The 17,063-nt window shown below is 64.4% G+C and carries 14 protein-coding genes; 9 read left to right on the top strand and 5 right to left on the bottom strand.

All coding sequences use genetic code 11. From position 1 onward, the window contains the following. Positions 1–189 precede the first annotated feature (189 nt). Complete coding sequence (gene ggt / locus AC1DYJ_RS02275) at positions 190–1,926, top strand: gamma-glutamyltransferase (protein WP_477279599.1); 1,737 nt, start codon at positions 190–192, stop codon at positions 1,924–1,926. Position 1,927: 1 nt separating this feature from the next. On the opposite strand, the gene AC1DYJ_RS02280 is transcribed toward ggt, so the two are convergent. The 3 genes from AC1DYJ_RS02280 to AC1DYJ_RS02290 form a co-directional block, all read right to left on the bottom strand. Then, entirely contained in the window at positions 1,928–2,275 is a 348-nt protein-coding gene (locus AC1DYJ_RS02280; RefSeq protein WP_477279601.1) for a hypothetical protein, read from the bottom strand. A gap of 273 nt (positions 2,276–2,548) precedes the next feature. Further along, a complete protein-coding gene (locus AC1DYJ_RS02285) occupies positions 2,549–3,889 on the bottom strand; it encodes a sigma-54-dependent transcriptional regulator (protein WP_477279603.1) in 1,341 nt (446 codons plus the stop codon). Continuing rightward, the gene (locus AC1DYJ_RS02290; RefSeq protein WP_477279605.1) at positions 3,889–5,748 is read right to left on the bottom strand and encodes a sensor histidine kinase; all 1,860 of its coding nucleotides are present in this window, start codon (positions 5,746–5,748) and stop codon (positions 3,889–3,891) included. Before AC1DYJ_RS02290 ends, AC1DYJ_RS02285 begins: the two co-directional genes overlap by 1 nt. A gap of 240 nt (positions 5,749–5,988) precedes the next feature. Between AC1DYJ_RS02290 and AC1DYJ_RS02295 the strand changes: the two genes are divergently transcribed. Next, positions 5,989–7,323 carry a dicarboxylate/amino acid:cation symporter gene (locus AC1DYJ_RS02295; RefSeq protein ID WP_477279607.1) on the top strand — a complete coding sequence of 445 codons (1,335 nt, stop codon included), beginning with the start codon at positions 5,989–5,991 and terminating at the stop codon, positions 7,321–7,323. Positions 7,324–7,342: 19 nt separating this feature from the next. Here the strand turns inward: AC1DYJ_RS02295 and AC1DYJ_RS02300 are convergent, their stop codons facing one another. Beyond that, positions 7,343–8,581, bottom strand: coding sequence for an amidase (locus AC1DYJ_RS02300; protein WP_477279609.1), 1,239 nt, complete (start codon positions 8,579–8,581; stop codon positions 7,343–7,345). Between the two features lie 294 nt (positions 8,582–8,875). Between AC1DYJ_RS02300 and AC1DYJ_RS02305 the strand changes: the two genes are divergently transcribed. The 6 genes from AC1DYJ_RS02305 to AC1DYJ_RS02330 all read left to right on the top strand — a co-directional run bounded on the left by AC1DYJ_RS02305 (position 8,876) and on the right by AC1DYJ_RS02330 (position 15,472). Continuing rightward, the gene (locus tag AC1DYJ_RS02305) at positions 8,876–9,577 is read left to right on the top strand and encodes a GntR family transcriptional regulator (protein ID WP_477279611.1); all 702 of its coding nucleotides are present in this window, start codon (positions 8,876–8,878) and stop codon (positions 9,575–9,577) included. A gap of 49 nt (positions 9,578–9,626) precedes the next feature. Continuing rightward, the gene (locus tag AC1DYJ_RS02310) at positions 9,627–10,775 is read left to right on the top strand and encodes a substrate-binding domain-containing protein (RefSeq protein ID WP_477279613.1); all 1,149 of its coding nucleotides are present in this window, start codon (positions 9,627–9,629) and stop codon (positions 10,773–10,775) included. Positions 10,776–10,830: 55 nt separating this feature from the next. Beyond that, positions 10,831–12,360 carry a sugar ABC transporter ATP-binding protein gene (locus AC1DYJ_RS02315; protein ID WP_477279615.1) on the top strand — a complete coding sequence of 510 codons (1,530 nt, stop codon included), beginning with the start codon at positions 10,831–10,833 and terminating at the stop codon, positions 12,358–12,360. After that, positions 12,357–13,334 (top strand): ABC transporter permease, encoded by a 978-nt coding sequence (locus tag AC1DYJ_RS02320; protein ID WP_477279617.1) that lies wholly within the window; start codon positions 12,357–12,359, stop codon positions 13,332–13,334. The genes AC1DYJ_RS02315 and AC1DYJ_RS02320 overlap by 4 nt, the downstream gene beginning before the upstream one ends. Positions 13,335–13,340: 6 nt before the next feature. Next, positions 13,341–14,798: an aldehyde dehydrogenase family protein gene (locus tag AC1DYJ_RS02325; protein ID WP_477279619.1), complete on the top strand. Its 1,458-nt coding sequence runs from the start codon at positions 13,341–13,343 to the stop codon at positions 14,796–14,798. A gap of 92 nt (positions 14,799–14,890) precedes the next feature. Then, a complete protein-coding gene (locus AC1DYJ_RS02330) occupies positions 14,891–15,472 on the top strand; it encodes a histidine phosphatase family protein (RefSeq protein WP_477279621.1) in 582 nt (193 codons plus the stop codon). Between the two features lie 228 nt (positions 15,473–15,700). Here the strand turns inward: AC1DYJ_RS02330 and AC1DYJ_RS02335 are convergent, their stop codons facing one another. After that, positions 15,701–16,468, bottom strand: a complete 768-nt coding sequence (locus tag AC1DYJ_RS02335; RefSeq protein ID WP_477279623.1) for a pseudouridine synthase — start codon at positions 16,466–16,468, stop codon at positions 15,701–15,703. 326 nt (positions 16,469–16,794) lie between these two features. Here AC1DYJ_RS02335 and AC1DYJ_RS02340 point away from each other — a divergent pair, with 326 nt between their 5' ends. After that, positions 16,795–17,004, top strand: coding sequence for a DUF768 domain-containing protein (locus AC1DYJ_RS02340; protein WP_477279625.1), 210 nt, complete (start codon positions 16,795–16,797; stop codon positions 17,002–17,004). Positions 17,005–17,063: the final 59 nt, after the last annotated feature.

Raw genomic sequence — 17,063 nt, forward strand, 5'->3', positions numbered from 1 at the left:
ATTCCTGCTTTCGCCAACTATCAATCTTGCAGGAAAAGCGCCGTGGCCAAGGCTGCTAATCTCCCCCCTTGCGGGGGAGATGTCCGGCAGGACAGAGAGGGGTGTGACGGAACGCCGACCGTCACTATTGATTGGACTCATCCATCCGACTGGTCTTTCCTAGGCGTACCCGCCACCAGGAGCACCGCCATGCCCTTGACCCGCCGGACGCTGATTGGCGTCACCCTTTCACTCGCGCTTGCGTTCACACCATCCGCCGCCGTCTTCGCCGCTTCGCCACAACCCGTGAAGGGTGAGCACGGCATGGTGGTCACCGCCCAGCATCTCGCATCGGAAGCCGGGGTCGAGGTGCTGAAGAAGGGCGGCAATGCTGTGGATGCCGCGGTCGCCGTCGGCTATGTGCTGGCTGTCGTCTATCCCGATGCCGGCAATATTGGCGGCGGCGGGTTCATGACCATCCGCTTCAAGGATGGCAAATCGACTTTCCTCGACTTTCGCGAGCGCGCTCCGCTGGCGGCGACCAAGACCATGTATCTCGACAAGGATGGCAAGCCGGTGAAGGGCGCCAGCCTCGACGGCTACCTCGCTGTCGGCGTGCCCGGCTCCGTCGCCGGCTTCGAGATGGCGCGCGAGAAGTATGGCACGCTGTCGCGCCAAGACCTGATGGCGCCGGCGATTGCGCTGGCCAAGGACGGTTTCATCTTCAATCAGGGCGACGCCGCCACGCTGGCTGCCAACGCCGACCGTCTGGCCAAGGACCCGGCCGCGGCCGCGATCTTCCTCAGAGATGGCAAGCCCTATGGCATCGGCGAGCGGCTGGTGCAGCCGGACCTCGCCACATCGCTTGTCGCGATCTCCGAGAAAGGCGCCGATGCCTTCTACAAAGGCGCGATTGCCGATGCCATCGTCAAGGCGAGCGGCGCCAAGGGCGGCATTCTGGCCAAGGCCGATTTCGAGCAATATGCGGTGCGCGAACTGAAGCCAGTGAGCTGCACCTATCGTGGCTACGAGATCACATCCTCGCCGCCGCCAAGCTCCGGCGGTGTCATCATCTGCGAAATCCTCAACGTGCTGGAAGGCTATCCGCTGTCCTATCTCGGCGCCGGTTCGGCCGAGACGGTGCATGTCATGGTCGAGGCGATGCGATACGCCTATGTCGACCGCAATTCGGCGCTCGGAGATCCCGATTTCGTCGACAATCCGGTCTCGAAACTGCTCGACAAGGCCTACGCCAAGGATATCCGAGCCAAGATCGATCCGTTCCGCGCCGGCGTCTCGCAGGACCTGATGCCGAAGGGCTTTGGCGAGTCGAAGGAGACCACGCACTATTCGATCATCGACAATGACGGCAATGCGGTCGCCGTCACCTACACGCTGAACGGCTCGTTCGGCGCCGGCGTCGTCGCCGACGGCACCGGCATCCTGCTCAACAACGAGATGGACGATTTTACCCAGAAGCCCGGCGTGCCCAATCTCTATGGTCTGGTCCAGGGCGAGGCCAACGCCATCCAGCCGAGGAAGACGCCGCTGTCATCGATGAGCCCGACCATCGTGGCCAAGGACGGCAAGCCGTTCATGGTCATCGGCAGCCCCGGCGGGTCGCGCATCATCACCATCACGCTGGAGGCGATTATCAACGTCATCGACCACGGCATGAACATCCAGGAGGCGATCGACGCGCCGCGCATCCACCACCAATGGCTGCCCGACACCATCTCGGTCGAACCGTTCGGCCTGTCGCCCGACACCGAAAAACTGCTGGCCGGCATGGGCTACCATCTCGATGTCGCCAAGCAGACATGGGGCCAGGCGGCCGGCATTCTGGTCGGCGGCAAGAGCCTGGCGGAAATCGAGAAGGGCGGCGGCGCCCGCTACAACGGCGCCATCGACAGCCGCGCCGCATCCGGCGAGGCTCTTGGGTATTAGATCAGGGTAAGACGAGTGTGAGGGTCGACCCCACCAGCATCAGCGCCGCGATGCCAACGAACAGCGCGTAGATGCGCGGCCGGTCGAGCAGCAGTGCATTGCCCGATATCCAGGCTGCGGTCGCGCCGCCAAGCGCGAACAGGAAGCCGTTGCGGTGGCCGAAGGCCATGGAAGCAGCCATCAGCCCGCCAATGATCAGCGCGCCGAACACGATGATCACGGCAACGGCGTATTTTTCGAAATCGTTGCCACCACCCATGGCCGGGCCGATCGCGTTCAAATTCGGCAGATCGTCCGGATCGAAGGGATTCGTCGACCCATATTCATCTTGACCGACAGGTTCTCGCATCACTCATTCTCCGCTGACCGGCAACAAATCATCAACATCTGCCGAGCGCAACCGGATCGCGCCTTGCCGAAGGCGGCCGATGCGGTGTTCAACACCTTCTGATGCCGACTTGCCACGGTTTTTTCGGGCAGGGTCGCAAAATCCGCCACGCTTTAAAGCAATTCTAGGAAAAGTGTGAGCGGTTTTCCGTCCGGAATTGCGCAGAAACAAAGAGATAGAGCGGTTCGCCGTTTCGGTGAAACGGCAAACCGCTCTATGGTTCACATCCCTGATTTACCTCGAAAAATCGCTGCGCACGATGCCGTGCCGCTGCAGCTTGTCGTAGAAGGTCTTGCGCGGGATGCCGAGCGCCTCGATCGTTCGCCGGACATCGCCGTCATTGCGGCCAAGTGTCTCGCGGATCACATCGGCCTCATAGCGTTCCAGCCGTTCCGGCAGCGAGCTGGCGTCATCCGACTCCACCGCGGCGGAAGGCGGCGCTTGCGCCGCTTCCTCCAGCCCGAGCACGAAACGCTCGGCGAAATGTGCGAGTTCGCGCACATTGCCCGGCCAGTCATGCTGGCTGAGATAACGGTGCACCGAAGCAGGCACGGCCGGCATTTGACGGCGGAAGCGGGCGGCGGCGCGCTCGGCGAAGTAGAAGAACAAAAGCGCCACGTCATCGCGGCGTTCTCGCAGCGGCGGGATCGAGATCGTCACCACGTTGAGCCGGTAATAGAGGTCCTCGCGGAAGGCGCCGCGCTGGGCCGGATCGCCGAGGTCGACCTTGGCGGCGGCGACGACCCGCAGATCGACCGGCCGGATTTCGTTGGTGCCGAGCGGCGTCACCTCGCGCATTTCCAGCACCCTGAGCATCTGCACCTGGGTCGAAGCCGGCATGCTTTCGATTTCGTCGAGGAACAAAGTCCCCCCGCTCGAATGCTCGATGCGGCCGATGCGCTTCTTCTGCGCACCGGTGAAGGCGCCGGCCTCGTGGCCGAACAGTTCGCTCTCGATCACCGTATCCGGCAGCGTGCCGCAATTCAGCGCCACGAAATTGCCCTTGGCGCGTCGGCTCCAGCGGTGCAGCAGGCTGGCCACCACCTCCTTGCCGGAGCCGGTCTCGCCGGTCACCAGCACGTCGACATCGGTGTCGGCGATTTGCCGCAGCGTCCGACGCAGCCGCTCCATGGCCGGCGTCTGGCCGATCAGCGGCAGCCCGTCCTGCGCCTGCTCGGCATTTTCGCGTAAGAGGCGGTTCTCCATCACCAGGCGGCGCTTTTCGGCCGCCCGCGCCACACTTTGCGCCAGCCGGTCGGCGGCGAAAGGCTTGGTGATGAAGTCGTAGGCGCCGTCCTTGATCGCCTTGACCGCAACCGCGATGTCGCCATGCCCGGTAACCAGGATCACCGGGATATCAGGATCGAGCTGCAAGACGCGGTCGAAGAGCTGCAGGCCGTCGATCCCCGGCATTCTGATGTCGGACACCACCACGCCGGGAAAATTGGTGTCGAGCCCGGACAGCGCCTCGGCGGCAGTCGCAAAGGCCGACACCGAAAAACCGGCCAGTTCCAGCGTCTGCCGCGTGGCTCTCAACAATTCGCTATCGTCGTCGATCAGGATGACCGTGTCCATCATTGGGCCTTGGCGAGGTGAACGGTGAAGCGCGTGCCGTCTCTGCCACTCGCCACCTCGATGCGTCCGCCATAATCGGCGACGATGTCCTGCGAGATGACGAGGCCGAGGCCGAGGCCCTTTTCCTTCGACGTGTTGAACGGCGTGAACAAGGATTTGAGGATAGCGGGCGAAATGCCTGGTCCATTGTCGGCGACGGCAAGCGCCACGCCGTCCGCCGTCTCCTCCGCCGACACCTGCACCTTGGCGTCGTCGCGGCCATCCAGCGCCTCCAGCGCATTCTGGAAAAGGTTGATCAGAACCTGTTCGAGCCGCAGCCGGTTGCCCATCACCTTGAGCGTCGGCAGCGGCAGCGTGATGTCAAGCGCGTCCAGCCGGCCGGCAAAGCGGCTTCGCAGCAGCACCACTGCGCCTTCGATGACGCCGCGCAATTCGACCGGTTCGGCTGCCGTGCGACCCTTGCGGGCAAAGACCTTCAACTCCTCGGTAATGCCGCCTATACGCTCCGTCAGCGCGGCAATCGCGCCAAGGTTCTCTTCAGCCGAGGCGGTTTGCTTGCGCTCCAGGAATACACGCGCATTGTCGGCATAGGCGCGGATCGTTGCCACCGGCTGGTTGATCTCATGCGCGACGCCGGCGGCAACCTGCCCGAGGGTCGCCAGACGGTTGGCCTGCACCAGCTCCTGCTGCATCACCTGCAGCTTGGCCTCGGTGCTGCGGTGATCGGTGATCTCGGCCTGCAGCCGGTCGCGCGCGAGGCTGAGGTCATGCGTGCGCTCGACGACACGGCGTTCGAGCTCGATGCGTGCTGCGTGTTCGGCCGCAATGCGCATCTGCGCCGACTGCCGGCGCCACAGGAGATAGCCGGCCAGCGCCAGCAGCGGCACCACCACGCCCAGTGCCAAGAGCCGCATTTCACGCACCGCGGCCGCGATCGGCGCCTCGGCCGGGACGAGATAGTCGAGCCGCCATGGCGTCGATTGGACCAGTGTCGAAAGCCTCAGATATTCGGCATCGCTGCCGCCCGGCGTTATCGCATGGACCATCGATACGTCAGGGCTCAATGCCTCGGGGCGCGTGATCGGCAACGGGATCAACGGCGCGTTGCCGAATTGCTGGCTGCTCCGGATGGCGGCAGCCACGGGGCCGGCCAGCGGCGCGGTGGTCATGAAACGCCAGGACGGCACGCTGGTGATCAGCACGACGCCATGGTCGTCGCTGACATAGGCCGGACGGTTGGCCTCGTGCCAGTCGGCCTCGAGCTGGTCGAACTCCATCTTGACGACGACGACGCCGAGCGGTGCGGCCGCATTGCCGACACGCCGCGAAATGTAGAGGCCGGGACGCTTGCTGGTGTTGCCGAGGGCGAAATACTCGGCGGTTCCGGATTGCATGGCGCCGGAGAAATAGGCACGGAAGCCATAGTCGTTGCCGACGAAGCTGGTTGCCTCGCGCCAGTTGCTGGAAGCGATTGCGAACCCGTCGACGCCGGTGACGTAAAGCACCGAAGCCTTGGTGCCGGAGACCAGCCCTTCGAGTTTGCGGTTGAGCACGTCGATCGCGACTGCGCCCTTGTTTTGCAGGGCGTCGTGCACCTGCTGGTCTTCCGACAAAAGCAGCGGCAGCGCCCGCGGGCTTTCCAGCACCGCGCGCAGCAGCGCAACCTTCAGATTGGCGTCGGTGCGGCCTTGCGCCGCCAGTGTTGCGACCTCGGCACGGCGCGCATAAAGGCCGGCGCCGGTGAGCGCCGTCGCCACGATCACAAGCGCTATTGTCGCAAACAGCAGCCAGGCACGGCGCGCACGTTTGCCGAGTTGCTCGGGCGTCGGCGACAGGACCGCGGCAGGACGTTGCAGCATCGCCTATTTGTGCATGATTTCGCACAAAGCACAATTCGCTCATGCGGATGTCCGCACTTCCGCTCAGACGTCATCGGGCTCGATGTCAAAAAACAGTCAACAAAATCAAAGGTGGAGGCTTGCCGTTCAGTCTGGCACGGCAGTTGCAATGACCTGCTCAGCAGTCGCGAGGCTGCTGGAGGTCAAAACAAACTTGCCCCGGGAGGTCGAGCTTTCGATCGGGGCGCCATGGAGGACGTCATGCAGCCAGCATTCGCTGCCGCCGAACCGCGCGGCAAGGTACCCTTTTACCGGCATCTCTACGTGCAGGTTCTGACGGCGATCGCCGCCGGCGTCCTGCTCGGTCATTTCTATCCCGAACTCGGTGCTTCGCTGAAGCCGCTTGGCGATGCCTTCATCAAACTGGTCAAGATGGTGATCGCGCCGGTCATCTTTCTGACGGTGACGACCGGCATTGCCGGCGTCTCCGACCTGAAAAAGGTCGGCCGCGTCGCCGGCAAGGCGATGATCTATTTCCTGGTGTTCTCGACACTGGCGCTGGTTGTCGGCCTGGTCGTTTCCAACGTCGTCCAGCCGGGCGCCGGCATGCACATCAATGCGGCAACGCTCGATCCCACGAAGGTCGCGACCTTCACCGAGAAGGCGCATGACACGACCATCGTCGGCTTCCTCCTCAACATCATCCCCGACACCATCACCGGCGCCTTCGCGCAGGGCGACATCCTGCAGGTGCTGTTCTTCTCGGTGCTGTTCGGCATTTCGCTCGCTCTGGTCGGCGAGCGCGGCCGCCCGGTCGTCGATTTCCTGCAGGCGCTGACCTCGCCGATCTTCCGCCTGGTCGCCATCCTGATGAAGGCCGCCCCCATCGGCGCCTTCGGCGCCATGGCCTTCACCGTCGGCAAATACGGCATCGGCGCCATCGCCAACCTCGCCTTTCTGATCGGCACTTTCTACCTGACGTCGCTGCTCTTCGTGCTGGTCGTCCTTGGCGCTGTCGCTTGGTACAACGGCTTCTCGATCCTCGCTTTGATCCGCTACATCAAGGAAGAGCTGCTGCTCGTGCTCGGCACCTCGTCCTCGGAAGCCGCTCTTCCCGGCCTGATGGCCAAGATGGAGCGCGCCGGCTGCAACCGTTCGGTGGTCGGCCTGGTCATCCCGACCGGCTATTCCTTCAACCTCGACGGCACCAACATCTACATGACGCTGGCTGCTCTGTTCATTGCCCAGGCGACCGACACGCCGCTCACCTATGGCGACCAGATCCTGCTGCTGCTCGTCGCCATGCTGAGCTCCAAGGGTGCCGCCGGCATCACCGGCGCCGGCTTCATCACGCTGGCGGCGACGCTCTCGGTGGTGCCGACGGTTCCGGTCGCCGGCATGGCGCTGATCCTCGGTGTCGACCGCTTCATGTCGGAATGCCGCGCGCTGACCAACTTCGTTGGCAATGCGGTGGCGACCATCGTCGTGGCGCGCTGGGAAGGTGAACTCGACCAGCAGAAATTCGCCGCCGCGATGGCCGGCACATTGTCCGAGGAAGCGGACCTCGCACTGTCGGGCGACCTCCAGGCCGCCTGATCTCCCAAGGCGTTCGACCTCAAGGCCGCAGCCGGTTCGCCGGTTGCGGCTTTTTTCTTCCGAGACGGTCAGTCTCGTCCAGTTCCATCATCCGCCGGCACAGAGCCAGCAATGACAATTCGGAATCTGGTGCGCCGAGCAGGGAAATTCCGAAGGGCAGGCCCTCTATCTCGGCGACCGGCATCGAGACCTGCGGCAATCCGCTCAGTCCCGCCGAGCAGAGCATCGAGATCGACCGCGCGCGATAGGCTTCAAGATCGCTTCCGGCCATGCCGAGCGGCAAGGCCACCGAAGGTGCCGTCGGAAAGACCAGGGCGCTGCCTGGAGGCACGAGAGAGGCGAGGCGTCGCCCGACTGTCGCCTTGGCAGCGACAGCCATCGCGTAGTCTGTCCTGGAAACGTTGGCAGCCCAGGCAAAGCGTTCCCTCACCCCGTCGCCGAGATCCGGGCGGTATTCGCTGATCCAGGCGCCATGGTCCATCCAGGCCTCATAGGCCTGGATGGTGCGAAAGATGGGTCGCCAGGCATCGAAACCATCCGGCGCAACGGTCACGCCATCCGCGACCTCAATGATTTCCGCGAGGCGGTCGAGCGCTGCCTCGAAGGCGTGGCGCCCGGCTTCGTCCAGCACATAACCGGCAATATCCGTGGCGACGAAGAGGCGGGTGATCGGCGGTCGATCTGCTGTCGGCAGCAGCAGCTGCGCCACGGTCTGATAGACGTCGATGTCGCGCGCGAACCAGCCGACCGTGTCAAAGCTGCGCGCCAGCGGTTGCAGGCCATGGGTGTCGATGCGGTCATGCGTCGGTCGCAGCCCGATCAGCCCGCAATAGGAAGCGGGCAGCCGGATCGAGCCGCCAGTATCGGTGCCGAGTGCGATATCGGCAAGGCCGGCCGCCACCGCCGCTGCCGAGCCTGACGACGACCCGCCGGGGATGCGGCCAGGCGCGCGCGGGTTGACCGGCGTGCCGTAGTGCGGATTTTCGCCATTCATCGAATAGGCGAACTCATCGGTGTGGGTCTTGCCGATAAACCGGGCTCCAGCGTTCAGCAATGCCTGGACCGCCGACGCCGTATCGGGCTTGCCACCGCTCCAGTCGCGCCGCAATGGATGGCCACCGCCGGTGGGATAGCCGCTGACGTCGTAAAGATCCTTCACCGCCAGCGTCAGGCCGGCCAGCGGTCCTGCCTTGGCGTACGCCACCGGGATTGGCGGATAGTCCACAAAGGCCCCGACAGGATCATTCCGCAACAGCATCGACGCCTCGTACTAAAATTTTTGCTTTCGCCCTCATGACAGCGGTCGGCTGACGAGAATCCCGAAATAGTGGGGTTTCTCGCGCCGAACGCCGCCTCGTATCCATATGTGGAAACCGAACAGGTCGCAAACTGAAATTTTAGTACAGCTCAATCAAAAAATAATATATAATAAAAACAATATGATAACGAATTGCGTATCCGCTGATTTGAATAAATAGGCAAAAATCAGCTTGATTGTACCGATATTGGTGCTTAGCCTGTGGCCATCGACCCCCAGGCAAAGGGCACTGAAATGGCTGCAAACGAAGATGACGATGACGTCGCGATCGATGCTTCGGCGCGCCGCAGCCGCGCCGAGTTCGTGTTCGAAGCACTGCTGAAGACCATCGTCCGCGTCGATCGCCGGCCGGGCGATCTGCTGCTCAAGGACGACATCGCCAGGGAGCTCGGCGTATCGCGCCAGCCGGTGACCGATGCGATCAACCGTCTGGCTGGGCTCGGGCTGGTCACCGTCATCCCGCAGGTCAATTCCTACGTCTCGCGCATCTCGCCGGCCGACGTGATCGAGAGCTCGTTCCTGCGCAGCGCTGTCGAGGCGCAGGTCGTGCATGAGCTCGCCTCCCATCCGAAGATTGCAATGGTGACGGCGCTGCGCAACCAGCTCGCCGAGCAGGTGCAACTCGTCGCCGCCGGCGATGTCGACGGCTTCCATGAAGCCGACGATGCGTTTCACCGCATGCTGGCCGAACTCGCCGGATTGCCAGGGCTGTGGGATCAGATCGCGGCGGCGCGGCTCCATCTCGTGCGGGTGCGCCGGCTCGGCCTGCCGCGTCCCGGCCGCCTGGCGATTTCCTATGCCGAGCACTCGATGGTTGTCGACGAAATCGAAGCGGGGCGGCCGCGCAAGGCGGCCAACACCATCGCCCATCACATTCGCTACAACGAAGGCGAGCTGCGCCGCCTTCAGAAGGATCTACCGCAATATTTTCTTTGAAAAACTGCAGCGGAATCAACCGTTCAGGGGAACAATACGGAGAACACTCGTGACCAGACCGTCTCGCCTTCGTCCACTCGCGCTTGCTCTATTGCTTTCGGCTTCGCCCATCGCCGCCCCGGCCTTTGCTGGCGACCTGCCGCCCGAGGCCGCTGAACTCATGGTGCCTCTGCCGCTCTCGCCGACGGGCCAGCCGGTGGTCGGTTATCCCGATGGCGCACCGGCGAGCCCGGCTGCGTCCTTGACCTTCACCGCGGAAGAACTGGCAACGCTGAAGGCCGGCAATTTCACCGCCGGCATTGCCATGCAGGCCATGGACTCGCCCTGGAACACATTGCAGGTCGAGGCGCTGAAGAAGACGCTCGAGGAGTATGGCATCAAGGTCGTGGCGGTCACCGACGCCAAGCAGGCGCCGACTGCCCAGGCCGACCAGCTCGAGGGCATGATCGCCCAGAAGGTCAACCTGATCTTCTCCGTGCCGATCGACCCCAAGGGCCAGGCCGACACCTACAAGCGGGTGTCCGAGAGCGGTGTGAAAATCGTCTTCATGGACAACGTTGCCTACGGCATGGAGCCGGGCAAGGACTATGTCACCGTGGTGGCGTCCGACAATGAGCAGAACGCGGTATTCGCCACCGACGAGCTGATCAAGGCGATTGGCGGCAAGGGTGAAGTCGGCCTGATGACCTACATCCAGGAATCCTACTATTCGATCGCGGCCCGCGTTGCCGGCTTCGAAAAGTCGGTGGCTGCCCATCCCGGCGTCACGGTGGCGGCGCGCGAAAAATTCACCCAGCCGCGCGAGGCCTATGACAAGGCTGTCGCCATGCTCACCGCTCATCCCGACATCAAGGGCATCTTCGCGGTGTGGGGCGACCCTGCAATGCAGACGCTGGCCGGCGCCGAGTCGCTCGGCCGCAACGACCTCGTCGTCACCACCAACGATCTGGGGCCGGACAGTGCGCTCTATATAGCCCGCGACCAGATCGTCGCCATCGGCGCGCAACTGCCCTACGATCTCGGCATAGCCGAGGCGCAGTCTGGTGCGGCCGCCTTGCTCGGCAAGAAAGTGCCGCCCTACATTTCCTTGCCGTCGTTGCGGGTCAAGAAGGCCAACCTGCTCTCGGCCCTCAAGCAGGTGACCAAGCAGGACGTGCCGGACGATGTCGTCAAGGCTTGCGCCGGCGCCTGCTACTGATCCCGCGATCCGGGCGGCGGATCGTGCCGCCGCCCTCCTTGCTTCGAGGACCGCTATGTCCGTTGCCGCCAACCCTCAAGCCGCGCTGGTCTCGATGCGCGGCATCGTCAAGCGGTTCGGCGCCAACACCGTGCTGGACACGGTCGACTTCGAGGTTCGCGCTGGCGAGGTTCATGCGCTGCTCGGCGAGAATGGCGCCGGCAAATCCACGCTGATGAAAGTGCTCCTTGGCGTCCGCAAGGCCGATGAAGGCACGATCCTGATGCGCGGCGAACCGCTGCTCGCCACTTCGACCCGCGACCGGCTCGAAGCGGGCGTCGCGATGATCTTCCAGGAGTTGAGCTTGGTGCCGGCGATGAGCGTCGCCGACAATCTCTTTCTCGGCCGTGAGCCGCTGCTGTTTGGCGGCCGCATCGACCGCCGCCGCATCCGGCGCGAAGCAACCGCGCTGATAGAAAGGCAGGGCTTTGCGCTCGACCCCGACGCGCGCATCGAGGATCTGCCCTTCGCCGCCCGCCAGCAGGTGGAGATACTCAAGGCGCTGTCGCGCGGCGCATCGGTGATCGTCATGGACGAGCCGACATCGTCGCTCACCGTGCGCGAGGAAGACGTGCTGCACGCCACCATTGCCCAGTTGCGCGGCACCGGAATCGGCATCGTCTACATCAGCCATCGCATGTCGGAGATCTTTCGGGTGGCGGACCGGCTGAGCCTCATCAAGGACGGCCGCATCCAGGGACCCTTCGCCGTCGGCGAGATCACCATTCCCGAAGTGTCGAAACTGATGGCACGCTCGACGGCCTCGGCAACGGTGGCCCGCTCGACGCGCGAGCCCGGCAAGACCATGCTCGAGGTCAAGGGATTGACCAGCGCGCGAAAGCTGCGCGACGTCGGCCTTTCGATACAAGCGGGTGAGATCGTCGGCATCGCCGGCCTGGTCGGCAGCGGCCGGTCGACGCTCGCCAAAGCGCTGTTCGGGCTGATCCCCGATGCGCGCGGCAGCATCAGGCTTGGTGGGCGCGAAATCGGCATGCTGGCGACGCCGCCACGGATCGGCGCCGGCATGGCGCTGGTGCCGGAGGACCGCCGCGCCGAGGGCCTGGTCGCCCAGCACAGCCTGGCGGCCAATGTGGCGCTGCCCAACCTTGGCGACCTGCAGTCGCGCTGGCCGGGCGTTCTGTCGCGACGGCGCGAGACCGAAATGTTCTTCAGCTTCCGCGATGCCTTGCACATTGCTTGCCGCGAGCCGGGACAGGAGGTTTCCGAGCTCTCCGGCGGCAACCAGCAGAAGGTGGTGTTCGCCAAATGGTTTGCCAGCGATCCGAAATTGCTGATCCTCGACGAGCCGACAGCAGGCGTCGACATCAACGCCAAGGCGGAGATGCGGGCGCTTGTGCTGCGTGCCGCCGAAAAGGGTATGGCGGTGCTGCTGATCACCTCGGAACTCGATGAACTGGCCGGTCTCGCCGACCGGCTGATCTACATGGTCGATGGCCGGCTCGTGCCGGGCGAGACCACGCCACGTGGCGAGGAAGAAATCCGCACCGTGCTGCAACAGCTTGCCAATTCCCCGGAGGCCGCATGACCAACACCGTCTCCATCGCCGATGCCGCCGCGCCCAAAGGCGCTGCCGGCTGGCAAAAGGCAAAGCGCCTGGCGCGCGACCACATCACCTTCGTCGTCTTCGGGCTGATCACGCTGTTCTTCATCTTGCATGCGCCCAATTTCGCTTCGCTGGCGACGGCCAACGCCATCGGCCGCATCACCGCCGTGGTGTCGATCATGGCGGTCGGCATGACCATGGTGATCATGTGCCGCGAGATCGACCTGTCGGTGGGCGCGCTCGCCAGCCTGTCGGCCATGGTCGGCGCCATGCTGATGCAGACCGGGATCAATCCGTGGCTGTCGATACCGGTGATGACCGGCTTCGGCGCGCTGATCGGGCTGGCCAACGGCCTGATTGTCACCCGGCTGCGCATTCCCTCCTTCCTGGCGACGCTGGGCATGCTCAGCATCCTGTCGGGCACGGCACTGACGCTGACCGATTCGCTGCCGGTGCCGATCGGCGACCGCACGCTGGGCAAGATCATGGCCAATGGCACCTTGCTCGGCCTGCCGGCGGCAGTCTGGTGGACCGTTGTCTTCGCCCTTGCCGGCATCTATGTGCTGCATTTGTCGGTGATCGGCCGCCGCATGGCCGCCACCGGCGGCAACGAGGCCGCGGCCCGCTTCTCGGGCATCGATGTCGATCGCGCCAAGGTGCTGGCCTTCGCTATTTGCGGCGCCTGCGCCGCCTTTGCCGGCTACATGCTGGCGGCGCGCGCCTCGGCGGGCAATCCCAGCGTCGGCGTCGGGCTCGAGCTCAATGTCATCGCCGCCGTCGTCATCGGCGGCACCAGCCTGTTCGGCGGCCGCGGCTCGGTGATCGGCTCGGTCGTCGGCGCCATCTTCATCGGCATCCTCGCCTTCGGCCTGGTGGTGCTCGGCCTCTCCACGACCATCCAGGAGATCGTCAAGGGCATCGTCATCATCCTGGCCGTCTCATTGAATCGGAGATAATCAAGAATGACCGCGCAGACCGGCTTGCCCGTCGAGGGCAAGATGTACATTGGCGGCCGCTGGACGCTCGGCCAGGCGACGCGCACGATCGCCGTGCACAGCCCGGCCACCGAGGAGCTGGTCGGCACGGTGCCCGAGGGCACATCAGGCGATGCCGAGGACGCGCTGGCGGCGGCCCGTGCCGCGCAGCCGGCCTGGGCGACGCTGCCGCCGATCGAGCGCGCCCGCATGCTTCGCCGGCTGTGTTGCCTGCTCGACCGCGACCGCGAGACGATCGCCCGCATCATCACGCTCGAACAGGGCAAGCCGATCGCCCAGGCGCGCGGCGAAGTCGGTGGCGCCATCGGCTTCATAGAGTTTGCCGCCGACAGCGCCCGGCGCATCGAAGGCGATATCATCCCCTCGGACAATGCCGGCGAGGAGATCTGGATCCGGCGCGTGCCTTACGGCGTGGTGGTGGGGCTGACCGCCTGGAACTATCCGGTGGCGCTCGCCGGCCGAAAGCTCGGCCCGGCGCTGGCGGCCGGCAACACCATCGTGCTCAAGTCGCACGAGCTGACGCCGCTCTCGCTGATCGAGATCGGCCGCCTCTGCGAGGAGGCCGGCATTCCGGCCGGCGTCGTCAACATTGTCAGCGGCACCGGCCGTGATGTCGGTGATGCGCTGGTGCGCAGTCCGCTCTCCGACGTCGTGACCATGACCGGCAGCGTGCGGGCGGGGCGCGAGATATTTGCGGCGGCGGCCGAGAGCCTGAAAGTCATCCGCCTCGAGCTCGGCGGCAAGGCGCCGTTCATCGTCATGGACGATGCCGATATCGACGCCGCAGTCGATGCCGCAATCATTGCGCGCTTCACCAATTGCGGCCAGATCTGCACCTGCAACGAGCGTATGTATCTGCACGCGAAGATCGCCGATCGCTTCCTCGAAGCCTTCGTCGCGCGGGCGGCCGCGCTCACCGTCGGCAATCCTCTGCGCGAGGTCGACCTTGGCCCCAAGATCAGCCGTCCAGAACTGGAAAAGGTGGCGGCGATGGTCGACGAGGCGGTGTCCGGCGGCGCCGAAATACTGACCGGCGGCCGCCGGCTCAGCGACAATGTCTTTGCCAAGGGTCATTGGTTCGAGCCGACGGTCATGCTGGCGCCCTCCAACAAGGCGCCGATCATGCAAAACGAGATCTTTGGGCCGGTCGTGCCAGTGATGCGGGTCAAGGATTTCGACGAGGCGCTTGTGCTCGCCAATGATTCGGCGTTGGGCCTCTCCGCCTATCTGTTCACCGCTGACCTCAAGCGCGTCATGCGCTTCAACCGCGAAAGCGCCTTTGGCGAACTCTACATCAACCGCACCTGCGGCGAGATGGTCCAAGGCTTTCATTCCGGCTGGAAAAACTCCGGCCTTGGCGGCGAAGACGGCAAATATGGCTTCGACGCCTATCTCAGGAAGAAGACCGCCTACATCGCGGCCTGACAAGCGGCCCGACAAGTGGCCCGATAAGAGGTTTGACGGATTGCCGCCGGTCCGGGATTGTTGCGCACGCCCAGAATCGAAAGGCCGGCCAAATGAGCAGTGCGTATCCCGAAATCTACCTCGTCCGTCACGGCGAGACCGAATGGAGCGCGTCGGGCAAACACACCGGCCGCACCGACATACCGCTGACGGCGGCGGGCGAGGCGGCCGCGCGTGGCGTGGCCGACCGGCTCAAGGGCCTGTCCGTCAAGGCGGTGTGGTCGAGCCCATCGCAGCGCGCCTTCAACACCTGCATGCTGGCGGGCTTCGGCGCTGCCGCCGTGAAGAAGGACGATCTGCAGGAATGGGACTATGGCGCCTATGAGGGCGTGAAGACGAAGGAGATTCTGGCTGAGCGCCCCGGCTGGCAGTTGTTCCGTGACGGCTGCCCCGGCGGCGAGTCTGCCGCCGATGTCGGCGCCAGGGCCGACACCATCATCGCCGGGCTGCGCGCCATCGAGGGCAACGTACTGGTGTTTTCGAGCTCGCATTTCCTGCGTGTGCTGGCAGCGCGCTGGCTCGGCCTGCCGCCCGAGGGCGGCGCGCATTTCGTGCTCGACACCGCCAGCATCAGCATCCTCGGCTACGAGCATGATTTGAGCGAGCCGGTGATACGGAAGTGGAACCAGAAGTAGGTGAGGCGCCCACCCCTTCGTCATCCACGGGCGGAGCAAGGAGCGCAGCGACGCGCGCAGACCCGAGGATCCATTCCGTTACTTCGCGCGAAAGGCTGAGGCGGTTGCAAAACTGAGGTCGCTCTGCACCGTTGCAGTGCGTGGACGTCACGGAATGGATTCTAGGGTCTGCGCCGCGTCGCTTCGCTCCTTGCTCCGCCCTAGAATGACGAAGTTCGAGAGCAGCCACTAGCCTGCCAGCAGCGCCAATTCCTCTACCGTCAGATGCCGTGCCTTGCCCTTGGCGAGCTCGCCCAGCAGCAAACCGCCGATCGCCACTCTGACCAGCCTCAGCACCTCGATATCGAAGGCGCCGAGCAGGCGGCGGATCTGGCGGTTGCGGCCCTCATCGAGCACGATCTCCAGCCAGGCGGTGCGGCCGCCGCTGCGCAGCATCTCGATCGATTGCGCCGTCAGCAACTCGCCATCGACATCAGCGCCGTCGCGAAACCGCGCCAGCATCGCCGCGTCGGGCGCAGCACCGATCTGCACGTGATAGGTCTTGGCGACATGCGAGGCCGGATCGAGCAGGCCGTTGGCCCAGCGCGTGTCGTTGGTCATCAGCAGCAGGCCTTCGCTGGCCTTGTCGAGGCGCCCGACCGGTGACACGAAAGGCAGGTCGAGCCCGGCAAGGCAGTCATAGACGGTGCCGCGCCGCTGCGGGTCGTCGCGGGTGGTGACGAGCCCGCGCGGCTTGTTGACCATCAGGTAGACCTTGGCCTCGGCAACGACATGCTCGCCATCGACACTGATGCGATCACGGTTGAGGTCGACGCGCAGCGACGGATCGCGCGCCACCTTGCCGCCGACCCGCACGCGCCCCTCGGCGATCAACAGCTCGGCCTGCTTGCGCGAACACAGGCCAAGCTTGGAAAGCGCCCGGTTCAGGCTGACGCCTGCTCCCGGGGCCGGTTGTCGGGCATTGTTGGGCGACTGCGCCATAATCCTGTTTTGCATCACAATGAGCGGCAGCGACAGATGCCACGCGGCGCGATGGTGGCGCAACACGCTGCACAAACACCAAGGGTTCGCGGAAGCGAAAGTCCAGAGCTGCCCTCGAAAGCGATGTGTCCGGGCGTCCGGCTCAACGGCCGGCCATGGAACGCGGCCCCACGAAAGACGTTGTTGCTGACGAGCGATCTGTCGCGAAAGGTACGTCATGAAGAAAATCTATGGAAAACCGACGCTCGTGAAGCGAGGCAGGCTCACCAGCGTGACGGCCCAGATCGTCGCCTCCGGGATCGTTTTAGGCAATTAGCCCTCGAAGCGCAGGAAGATAATCGATGAGCGAGCGCGGTGTTGATTTTCTGCATGGCTGGATACACGAGCGCCTGCCGGGCGAGCTGCCTGCCGACAAGGCAACGGCTCGAACCCTGGCCACCCGCGCTGCCTTGGATGCGCGCCATCTAGGCCTTGAGGTCAGCGAGATCGAAGAAGAATTCGGTTCGCTGGAACAGGCGATTTTCGAGGCGCTCGATCAGCCCGATATTTGAGCCTATCGCAGGCTAATATCAGCCCATCGCTTTCTCGGCGGTGGGCTTTTCCATGACTG

Source organism: Mesorhizobium sp. P2_B11 (assembly GCF_056404855.1).

Bases quoted from the DNA above. Each gene is read 5' to 3' on its own strand.
- AC1DYJ_RS02330 (WP_477279621.1), top strand. From the start codon at position 14,891: ATGAGCAGTGCGTATCCCGAAATCTACCTCGTCCGTCACGGCGAGACC.
- AC1DYJ_RS02280 (WP_477279601.1), bottom strand. From the start codon at position 2,275: ATGCGAGAACCTGTCGGTCAAGATGAATATGGGTCGACGAATCCCTTC.
- AC1DYJ_RS02300 (WP_477279609.1), bottom strand. From the start codon at position 8,581: ATGCTGTTGCGGAATGATCCTGTCGGGGCCTTTGTGGACTATCCGCCA.
- AC1DYJ_RS02335 (WP_477279623.1), bottom strand. From the start codon at position 16,468: ATGCAAAACAGGATTATGGCGCAGTCGCCCAACAATGCCCGACAACCG.
- AC1DYJ_RS02295 (WP_477279607.1), top strand. From the start codon at position 5,989: ATGCAGCCAGCATTCGCTGCCGCCGAACCGCGCGGCAAGGTACCCTTT.
- AC1DYJ_RS02340 (WP_477279625.1), top strand. From the start codon at position 16,795: ATGAGCGAGCGCGGTGTTGATTTTCTGCATGGCTGGATACACGAGCGC.
- AC1DYJ_RS02305 (WP_477279611.1), top strand. From the start codon at position 8,876: ATGGCTGCAAACGAAGATGACGATGACGTCGCGATCGATGCTTCGGCG.
- AC1DYJ_RS02290 (WP_477279605.1), bottom strand. From the start codon at position 5,748: ATGCTGCAACGTCCTGCCGCGGTCCTGTCGCCGACGCCCGAGCAACTC.
- AC1DYJ_RS02325 (WP_477279619.1), top strand. From the start codon at position 13,341: ATGACCGCGCAGACCGGCTTGCCCGTCGAGGGCAAGATGTACATTGGC.
- AC1DYJ_RS02320 (WP_477279617.1), top strand. From the start codon at position 12,357: ATGACCAACACCGTCTCCATCGCCGATGCCGCCGCGCCCAAAGGCGCT.
- AC1DYJ_RS02315 (WP_477279615.1), top strand. From the start codon at position 10,831: ATGTCCGTTGCCGCCAACCCTCAAGCCGCGCTGGTCTCGATGCGCGGC.
- AC1DYJ_RS02285 (WP_477279603.1), bottom strand. From the start codon at position 3,889: ATGGACACGGTCATCCTGATCGACGACGATAGCGAATTGTTGAGAGCC.
- ggt (WP_477279599.1), top strand. From the start codon at position 190: ATGCCCTTGACCCGCCGGACGCTGATTGGCGTCACCCTTTCACTCGCG.